This window comes from Streptomyces calvus, from assembly GCF_006782915.1.
In the GTDB taxonomy this organism is placed as follows: Bacteria; Actinomycetota; Actinomycetes; order Streptomycetales; family Streptomycetaceae; genus Streptomyces; species Streptomyces calvus.
Genome location: NZ_VCNP01000008.1, coordinates 107,962 through 116,767, shown reverse-complemented (window position 1 = coordinate 116,767; position 8,806 = coordinate 107,962). Strand labels below are relative to the sequence as shown.

The 8,806-nt window shown below is 73.0% G+C and carries 9 protein-coding genes; all 9 read left to right on the top strand.

The genetic code is table 11. The features are described from left to right. The first annotated feature begins 21 nt into the window (after positions 1 to 21). The 9 genes from FGW31_RS03415 to FGW31_RS03375 all read left to right on the top strand — a co-directional run bounded on the left by FGW31_RS03415 (position 22) and on the right by FGW31_RS03375 (position 8,768). A complete protein-coding gene (locus FGW31_RS03415) occupies positions 22 to 1,863 on the top strand; it encodes a sensor histidine kinase (RefSeq protein ID WP_142191818.1) in 1,842 nt (613 codons plus the stop codon). A gap of 62 nt (positions 1,864 to 1,925) precedes the next feature. Beyond that, entirely contained in the window at positions 1,926 to 2,360 is a 435-nt protein-coding gene (locus tag FGW31_RS03410; protein ID WP_142191809.1) for a roadblock/LC7 domain-containing protein, read from the top strand. Between the two features lie 2 nt (positions 2,361 to 2,362). Further along, positions 2,363 to 2,734 (top strand): DUF742 domain-containing protein, encoded by a 372-nt coding sequence (locus FGW31_RS03405; RefSeq protein WP_142191808.1) that lies wholly within the window; start codon positions 2,363 to 2,365, stop codon positions 2,732 to 2,734. Beyond that, complete coding sequence (locus tag FGW31_RS03400; RefSeq protein WP_142191807.1) at positions 2,712 to 3,341, top strand: GTP-binding protein; 630 nt, start codon at positions 2,712 to 2,714, stop codon at positions 3,339 to 3,341. Before FGW31_RS03405 ends, FGW31_RS03400 begins: the two co-directional genes overlap by 23 nt. A 60-nt stretch (positions 3,342 to 3,401) precedes the next feature. Next, on the top strand, positions 3,402 to 4,004 hold the full coding sequence (locus tag FGW31_RS03395; protein WP_142191806.1) for a GAF domain-containing protein: 603 nt from the start codon (positions 3,402 to 3,404) through the stop codon (positions 4,002 to 4,004). 155 nt (positions 4,005 to 4,159) lie between these two features. Further along, on the top strand, positions 4,160 to 5,188 hold the full coding sequence (tdh, locus tag FGW31_RS03390) for an L-threonine 3-dehydrogenase (protein WP_142191805.1): 1,029 nt from the start codon (positions 4,160 to 4,162) through the stop codon (positions 5,186 to 5,188). 28 nt (positions 5,189 to 5,216) lie between these two features. Next, positions 5,217 to 6,416, top strand: coding sequence for a glycine C-acetyltransferase (locus FGW31_RS03385; protein ID WP_142191804.1), 1,200 nt, complete (start codon positions 5,217 to 5,219; stop codon positions 6,414 to 6,416). 36 nt (positions 6,417 to 6,452) lie between these two features. After that, on the top strand, positions 6,453 to 7,358 hold the full coding sequence (locus tag FGW31_RS03380; protein WP_142191803.1) for a LysR family transcriptional regulator: 906 nt from the start codon (positions 6,453 to 6,455) through the stop codon (positions 7,356 to 7,358). 36 nt (positions 7,359 to 7,394) lie between these two features. Then, positions 7,395 to 8,768 (top strand): B12-binding domain-containing radical SAM protein, encoded by a 1,374-nt coding sequence (locus tag FGW31_RS03375; RefSeq protein ID WP_142191802.1) that lies wholly within the window; start codon positions 7,395 to 7,397, stop codon positions 8,766 to 8,768. The last annotated feature ends 38 nt before the right edge of the window (positions 8,769 to 8,806 follow it).

Here is an 8,806-nt window from a genome sequence, read left to right as displayed (position 1 = left end):
CGGCCCCCCGCCGGCACCGTCGTGGCGGCCCGCGAACGGACCGGCGCCCCGGGCCCGGCGGACCTCCCGGCACGCCGCCCCGGCACCGGCGCACGGGCGGACCGGCGCGAAGGCGGACGGCACGGACGGCCCGCCGCGCGCAGCACCCAGCCCCTGCGTGAAAGACACATACGGCCCCAACTGCTGCGCCTCGCCGTGCTGCCCCCCGTCGCGGTCGCCCTCAGCGCCTGCGCGGCCGTGCTGTTCGCCGTCCGCTCCACCGGAGTGCGGCCCGGCCCCACTCTGTGGGCCGTGCTCGGCGGCGCCACGGCCGTGACGCTGGCCGGCATCGTCATCGCCGCCGTGGCCGCCGACCGCGCCGCCCGCTCCGTGCGCGACCGCATCGACGCGCTGCGCCGGAGCACCGCCCGGCGCGAGGGCGACCTGCGTGCCCTCGTCGAGACACTGCGCCGCGGTGACGCCCCGCCCGCACCCGGGCACAGCGGCCCGCCCGCCGCCGACGCCGACGACTTCGACCTGCTCGCCGCCGATCTCGCCCGCGCGCACGACAGTGCCGTCACCGCCGTCGCCCAGGCGTCCCAGCTCTCCAGCCAGGCCGGCAGCGAACAGAAACTCGAAGTCTTCGTCAACCTCGCCCGGCGGCTGCAGTCGCTGGTGCACCGCGAGATCTCCATCCTCGACGAGCTCGAGAACGAGATGGAGGACCCCGACCTGCTCAAGGGCCTCTTCCACGTCGACCACCTCGCCACCCGCATCCGCCGCCACGCGGAGAACCTCGCCGTGCTCGGCGGCGCCGTCTCCCGGCGGCAGTGGAGCAACCCGGTCCCCGTGACCGAGGTCCTGCGCTCGGCGATCGCCGAGGTCGAACAGTACTCACGGGTCAAACTCGTGCCGCCGGTCGACGGCACCCTGCGCGGCCACGCCGTCGCCGACGTCATCCACCTGCTCGCCGAACTCGTCGAGAACGCCACCGTGTTCTCGGCCCCGCACACCCAGGTGCTGCTGCGGGCCAACCTCGTCACCTCCGGACTCGCCGTAGAGGTGGAGGACCGCGGACTCGGGATGCCCGTCGACGAGCAGGAGCGCATGAACGCCCTGCTCACCGACCCCGACCAGGTGCAGGTGGCCAGCCTCCTCGCCGACGGCCGGATCGGACTGTTCGTGGTCTCCCAGCTCGCCCGGCGCCACGGCATCCAGGTCCGGCTCCAGACCAACATCTACGGCGGTGTCCAGGCCGTACTCGTGGTGCCGCAGGCCCTCCTCGGCACCGACGCCGCCGACACCGACGGCGGACAGCACACCCCGGCGGCACCGCATCCGCACGGCGGCGGCACCGGCGCCGCCCCCACGACCCGCCCCCTCACGCCCGCCGCCCCCGGCGACGCGCCGGCCGACGCACCCGCGCCACCGCTCACCCCCGTGCCGGCCGCACCACCCCGCCCGCACACCCCCGACCCGTCACCCGGCACGGCACCGCCGCTGCCGCTGCGCGGCGCCCGCGACGCACGGCCCGGGTCCGCCGGGGCAGCACCCGAAGCCCCCCACACCGGCCGGACCGCCCCCGCGGACAGCGGGACCCCGCCCCTGACCGCCCGCCCCGGACCGGTGCGCGGCACCATGGGCAAACCCCGGCTGCCCCGCCGCCGCGCCCAGGAACACATCGCACCGCAGCTCCGCGACGGCCCCGCACCCCGCCAGGACCCGGCGGACACCGGCGGCCACGACCCCAACCTGATGGCGGCCTTCCAACGCGGCATCGGCCTCGCGGAGTCCCGGCAGGAACCGCCCGCCGCACGCCCGGCCGCCACGGCCCCCCGCACCGACCACACCACCCGGCACGACGGGAGCGCCTCCGCCGGATGACCATCCTCGTCCGCACCACCCGCGCTCCCGCAGACCTTCGTACCCCAAGGAGTCGATCCACCATGGCGAGCGATGCGCCGACCGCCCAGGTATCCGATCTCGACTGGCTGATGAGCGGCCTCGTGCAACGCGTACCGCACACCCACAGCGCCGTACTGCTGTCCTGCGACGGGCTCGTGAAGTCCGTGCACGGCCTCGACCCGGACAGCGCCGACCACATGGCCGCCCTGGCCTCCGGCCTGTACTCCCTCGGCCGCAGCGCGGGCGTCCGCTTCGGCGACGGCGGCGACGTCCGGCAGGTCGTCGTCGAACTCGACTCGATGCTGCTGTTCGTCACCACCGCCGGCTCCGGCACCTGCCTCGCCGTGACGGCCGGCCGCGAGGCCGACGCGGCCGTCCTCGGCTACGAGATGGCGATGCTCGTGAAATCCGTGCGCCCGTACCTGATGACCGCTCCCCGCCAGCAGGGCGTCGAATCCCAGGCGATGAGGCGTTGAGCATGACGGCGGCCGGCGACGGGCCCTGGCTCGACGACGCGGCCGGTCGGCTGGTGCGCCCCTTCACGGTCAGCAACGGCCGCACCCGCCCCACCGTCGCCCTCGACCTCATGTCGCAGGTGCGGGCCACCGGCGCCACGCCCCTCGGCTACCTCGGCCCCGAGCACGCACAGGCCCTCGACCTGTGCCGCGCCCCCGTCCCGGTCGCCGAGGTCGCCGCCCATCTCCGGCTGCCGGTGGCCGTCACCAAAGTGCTGCTGGCGGACCTCGTCGAATGCGGGGCGCTGACCGACAAACCCCCCGCGTTCCACCACAACCCGACGGACCGGGCCCTACTGGAGGCAGTGCTCGATGGATTACGACGACAGCTCTGACCACACGGGCGGCGCGGACCACGCGGACGACCCGTTCCCCACCGCACTCAAGATCCTCGTGGCGGGCGGGTTCGGCGTGGGCAAGACCACCTTCGTCGGCGCGGTCAGCGAGATCGCGCCCCTGAGCACGGAGGAACTGCTCACCACGGTCAGCGCCGGCACCGACAACCTCGACGGCATCGAGAACAAGGTCGAGACGACCGTCGCCATGGACTTCGGCCGCATCACCCTCGACGCGCAACACGTGCTGTACCTGTTCGGCACCCCCGGCCAGGAACGCTTCTGGTTCATGTGGGACGAACTGTGCGAGGGCGCGCTCGGCGCGGTCATCCTCGCCGACACCAGGCGCCTCCAGGAGTGCTTCGCGGCGGTCGACTTCTTCGAACAGCGCGGCCTCGGATTCATCATCGCCGTCAACGAGTTCGACGGCGCCTTCCGCTACGACCCCGGGGAGGTGCGCGCCGCCCTCGACCTCCCGCCCGAGGTTCCCGTGGTGTGCTGCGACGCCCGGATCTCCAGCTCCGGCGTCCAGACCCTGCTCACCCTCGTCCGCCACCTCATCGCCCACGCCCCGGCCGCCACGACCGGCCACGGCGCCCACCGATGACCCCCGCACACCCCCACGGAGCCCGTCCATGAACCCCGCCCACCACCCGGGAGCGCGCCCATGAGCTACGACCCGCCCCGCCCGGCCGGTCGTCTGCTGCTCACCCCCGAGGACAAGGAGGCCCCCGACCGCACCCGCAGACTGCGCCTGCTCGGCCTGGGCGCACAGCCCGAACCCACCCTCGACGCCTTCGCGTACGCCCTCGCCGACCTCACCGGCGCGCCCTACGCGATGGTCAACCTCCCCGGCGAGACAGGACAGTTCCACGCCGGTCTGCACACCCCGGCCGTCGCCCCGTTCGTGCGCGGTGACGGCACCGGCGCCCTGCTGGGCCGGGCGCTGCCCCGCGACCACGGCTTCTGCCCCCATGTGGTGGCCCGCCGCAAGGCGCTGGTCCTGGAGGACGTCAGCGACTACCCGAGATTCGCCGGCAACCCGGTGGTGGACGAGTTCGGCATCCGCTCCTACCTCGGCGCGCCGCTCATCGACAGCACCGGCACGGTGCTCGGCACCGTCTCCGCCGCCGACGTCCGGCCGCGCGCCTGGGGACAGCGGGGGCTCGCCGCCATCAAGGCCCAGGCCGCCGACCTCGTCGTACGGCTGGAGCTGCGCGGCGACGACGGGCCGCCGCCGTGGGAGCGGGCGGCGCGGCCGGACGGGTGACGGCGTGAAGGAAAGCTGTGGCCGCGCTTAAGAAAACCTCGATGGACCGGTGAGGGTGTTGTACGGCAGATTGCAGTGCGATTCCACTCCTCCTCCCGGACCGGGGCTGCTTCGGCATGCCCGGGAGCCGGGACCCACCCTCAGGAGCCGTAGCGTTGAAGGCGCTGGTCAAGCAGAAGGCGGAGCCCGGGCTGTGGCTCGCGGACGTCCCCGAGCCCGCCGTCGGACCGGGCGACGTGCTGATCAAGGTGCTGCGCACCGGTATCTGCGGCACCGACCTGCACATCCGGTCCTGGGACGGCTGGGCCCAACAGACGATCAGCACGCCGCTGGTCCTCGGGCACGAGTTCGTCGGCGAGGTCGTCGAGACCGGCCGCGACGTCACCGACATCAACACCGGTGACCGGGTCAGCGGCGAGGGCCACCTGGTGTGCGGCAAGTGCCGCAACTGCCTCGCCGGACGCCGCCACCTGTGCCGGGCCACGGTCGGCCTCGGCGTCGGCCGCGACGGCGCCTTCGCCGAGTACGTCGTGCTCCCCGCCACCAACGTCTGGGTGCACCGGGTGCCGGTCGACCTCGACGTCGCCGCGATCTTCGACCCGTTCGGCAACGCCGTGCACACCGCGCTGTCCTTCCCGCTCGTCGGCGAGGACGTCCTGATCACCGGCGCCGGCCCGATCGGCCTGATGGCCGCCGCCGTGGCCCGGCACGCCGGCGCGCGCAACGTCGTCATCACCGACGTCAGCGAGGAGCGCCTCGAACTCGCCCGCAAGATCGGCGCGACCCTCGCGCTGAACGTCGCCGAGACGACCATCGCCGACGGCCAGCACGCCCTCGGCCTGCGCGAGGGCTTCGACATCGGCCTGGAGATGTCCGGCCGCCCCGAGGCCGTACGGGACATGATCGCCAACATGACGCACGGCGGCCGGATCGCCATGCTCGGCCTGCCCGCGGAGGAGTTCCCGGTCGACTGGGCCCGGATCGTCACCTCGATGATCACCATCAAGGGCATCTACGGCCGCGAGATGTTCGAGACCTGGTACGCCATGTCGGTGCTCCTGGAGGGCGGCCTCGACCTCGCCCCGGTGATCACCGGCCGCTACCCCTACCGCGACTTCGAGGCCGCCTTCGACGACGCGGCCGGCGGCAGGGGCGGCAAGGTCATCCTCGACTGGACCGCGTAAGCCAACTGCCTCTCTAGGAGCTTCTGACATGTTCGACTCCGTGCGCGACGACCTGCGCGCCACCCTCGACGAGATCCGCGCCGCCGGACTGCACAAGCCCGAGCGCGTCATCGGCACCCCGCAGTCCGCCACCGTGAACGTCACCGCCGGCGGACGTCCCGGCGAGGTCCTCAACTTCTGCGCCAACAACTACCTCGGCCTCGCCGACCACCCCGAGGTGATCGCCGCCGCCCACGAGGCCCTGGACCGCTGGGGCTACGGCATGGCGTCCGTCCGCTTCATCTGCGGCACCCAGGAGGTGCACAAGGAGCTGGAGGCGCGGCTGTCGGCGTTCCTCGGCCAGGAGGACACGATCCTGTACTCCTCCTGCTTCGACGCCAACGGCGGTGTCTTCGAGACGCTGCTCGGCCCGGAGGACGCGGTGATCTCCGACGCGCTGAACCACGCGTCGATCATCGACGGCATCCGGCTGTCCAAGGCCCGCCGCTTCCGCTACGCCAACCGCGACATGGCCGACCTCGAGCGCCAGTTGAAGGAGGCCGCCGAGGGCGGCGCGCGCCGCACGCTGATCGTCACCGACGGCGTCTTCTCCATGGACGGCTACGTCGCCCCGCTGAACGAGATCTGCGACCTCGCCGACCGGCACGGCGCCATGGTCATGGTCGACGACTCGCACGCCGTCGGCTTCGTCGGCCCCGGCGGACGCGGCACGCCCGAACTGCACGGCGTCATGGACCGCGTCGACATCATCACCGGCACCCTCGGCAAGGCGCTCGGCGGCGCCTCCGGCGGCTACGTCGCCGCCCGCGCGGAGATCGTCGCCCTGCTGCGCCAGCGCTCCCGCCCCTACCTGTTCTCCAACACCCTCGCCCCGGTGATCGCCGCCGCCTCCCTGAAGGTCCTCGACCTGCTGGAGTCGGCCGACGACCTGCGCGTCCGGCTGGCCGAGAACACCGCGCTGTTCCGCCGCCGGATGACCGAGGAGGGCTTCGACATCCTCCCCGGCGACCACGCCATCGCCCCCGTGATGATCGGCGACGCCGCCCGCGCGGGACGCATGGCCGAGCTGCTCCTCGAGCGCGGCGTGTACGTGATCGGCTTCTCCTACCCGGTGGTGCCGCAGGGCCAGGCCCGCATCCGCGTCCAGCTGTCCGCCGCGCACTCCGCCGACGACGTGAACCGTGCGGTGGACGCCTTCGTGGCGGCCCGGGCGGAGCTCGACGGCTGAACCGAGCGCACCGCTGCATTTGAGACAATCGGATCCATGATCGAGGCACGGCGGCTCCACATCCTCCGTGCGGTGGCCGACCACCGCACGGTCACGGCGGCAGCCGCCGCGCTGTACCTCACCCCCTCCGCCGTCTCCCAGCAGCTCGCCGCCCTGGAGCAGGAGACCGGCCACCGGCTGGTCGAACGCGGCGCCAAGGGCGTACGGCTGACCGCGGCCGGGGAGATCCTGCTCGGCCACACCAACGCGGTCCTCGCCCAGCTGGAGCGGGCCGAGGCGGAACTGGCCGCCTACGCGTCGGGGGCGGCCGGCACGGTCACGGTCGCCGCCTTCGCCACCGGGATCGCGCAGGTCGTGGCGCCCGCGGTGGCCCGGCTCGCCGATACGTCGCCCGGCATCCGGATCCGCGTCCAGGACGCCGAGGGCGACGCCAGCCTGCCGATGGTGCTGGACCGGCAGGTCGACGTCGCCGTGGCCGTCGAGTACCGCGGCGCGCCCGCCGCCGACGACCCCCGGCTGACCCACGTACCGCTGTACGCCGAACCCTTCGACGCGGTCGTGCCCGTCACCCACCGGCTGGCCGGCTGCGCCGAGGTGCCGCTCGCCGACCTCGCCAAGGACCCGTGGATCGGCCCCTACCCCGGCAACCCCTGCCACGACGTGGTCGTCCTGGCCTGTGAGAGCGCCGGTTTCCAGCCACGCCTGGAGCACTCCTCGGACGACTTCCGCGCGGTGGTGGCCCTGGCCTCGGCGGACGTGGGCGTCGCCCTGGTGCCCCGTTCCGCGCTGCGCGGCATGGACCTCGCGGGCGTGGTCGTCCGCCCGGTCGACGGTGTGGCGCCCACCCGCCGGGTCTTCGCCGCCGTGCGCCGGGGCGCGGAGGAGCACCCGCTGATCCGCCCGGTCCTCGACGCGCTCCGCGCGGCCGCCGAGGAGGCGTAGGGAACCGGCCACCGTCCGGGATCAGTCTGGGCTGTCATGCGTGTGACGATGATTCTCCCGGCCCTGACCGAGGCGACCAGTCCGCTGTTCCGGCCCATCAAGTACTCGCTCTTCCCGCCCCTGGGCCTGGCGACGCTCGCCGGCTACCTCGACCCCGACGACGAGGTCACCCTCCTCGACGAACACGTGGAGCGGATCGACCTGGAGGCCCTGGACACCCCGGACCTCCTGGTCGTCCAGCCCTACATCACCTCCGCCCGCCGCAGCTACGAGATAGCCGACCACTTCCGTGCCCGGGGCGTGCACGTCGCCATGGGCGGACTGCACGTCACCTCACTGCCCGAGGAGGCGGCCGCACACGCCGACACGATCTTCACGGGCCCCGGCGAGGACACCTGGCCGCTGTTCCTCAAGGAGTTCCGCGACGGCACCCCCGCCCGCCGCTACGACTCCACGAGCCGCACCCTCGCCGGACTCCCGCCGGTGCGGCGCGACCTGATCAAACGTCACCTCTACCTGGTCCCCAACTCGATCGTCGTCACCCGCGGCTGCCCGCACCACTGCGACTTCTGCTACAAGGACGCCTTCTTCGAGGGCGGCAAGTCCTTCTACACCCAGGCCGTCGACGACGCCCTCGCCGAGATCGACCGCCTGCCCGGCCGCCACCTCTACTTCCTCGACGACCACCTCTTCGGCAACCGGCGCTTCGCCGAGGCCCTGTTCGACGGCATGGCCGGAACGGGCCGGCTGTGGCAGGCGGCGGCCACGGTCGACTCCGTACTCCGGCCGGGGCTTCTGGAGCGCGCCGTGGAGGCGGGCCTGCGCAGCCTCTTCGTCGGCTTCGAGACGGTGAACGACGCCAACCTCGCCGAGCGCCGCAAGAACCAGAACGTCGGCGCCGACTACGCGGCCGCGGTGCGGCGGCTGCACGACGCCGGGGTCATGGTCAACGCCAGCTTCGTCTTCGGTCTCGACCAGGACGGTCCGGACGTCTTCGACCGGACCGTCGAGTGGGCGGTCGCCCAGGGCATCGAGACGGCGACCTTCCACATCATGACGCCGTACCCGTCGACCGGCCTGTGGAAGCAACTGGAGTCCGAGAACCGCATCCTGCACCGCGACTGGGACCTGTACGACACCCGTCATGTCGTCCACGAACCCAAGGGCATGACGGCGCGCCAACTGGAGGACGGCTACTGGCGGGCGTACCGGGACTTCTACCGCTGGTCGAACATCTGGCGGGGATCGGCGGCCCAGCCCGGTGCGCACGAGCGGATGCGGCACCTCGCCTACGCGGGCGGCTGGAAGAAGTTCGAACCCGTGTGGGACCTGCTGATCAGGTCCCGGCGGGTGGTGAGGGCGCTGCCCCTGCTGGAGCGCACGCTGGCGGCGTTCGGCGGCCGCCGGTGACCGGGACCACAGCCATCCGTCCCTGATCCGGGATATCG

What these genes read in the sequence shown, in the direction of transcription:
- FGW31_RS03410 (WP_142191809.1), top strand. Translation starts at nt 1,926, where the DNA reads ATGGCGAGCGATGCGCCGACCGCCCAGGTATCCGATCTCGACTGGCTG.
- FGW31_RS03405 (WP_142191808.1), top strand. Translation starts at nt 2,363, where the DNA reads ATGACGGCGGCCGGCGACGGGCCCTGGCTCGACGACGCGGCCGGTCGG.
- FGW31_RS03400 (WP_142191807.1), top strand. Translation starts at nt 2,712, where the DNA reads ATGGATTACGACGACAGCTCTGACCACACGGGCGGCGCGGACCACGCG.
- FGW31_RS03395 (WP_142191806.1), top strand. Translation starts at nt 3,402, where the DNA reads ATGAGCTACGACCCGCCCCGCCCGGCCGGTCGTCTGCTGCTCACCCCC.
- FGW31_RS03385 (WP_142191804.1), top strand. Translation starts at nt 5,217, where the DNA reads ATGTTCGACTCCGTGCGCGACGACCTGCGCGCCACCCTCGACGAGATC.
- FGW31_RS03380 (WP_142191803.1), top strand. Translation starts at nt 6,453, where the DNA reads ATGATCGAGGCACGGCGGCTCCACATCCTCCGTGCGGTGGCCGACCAC.
- FGW31_RS03375 (WP_142191802.1), top strand. Translation starts at nt 7,395, where the DNA reads ATGCGTGTGACGATGATTCTCCCGGCCCTGACCGAGGCGACCAGTCCG.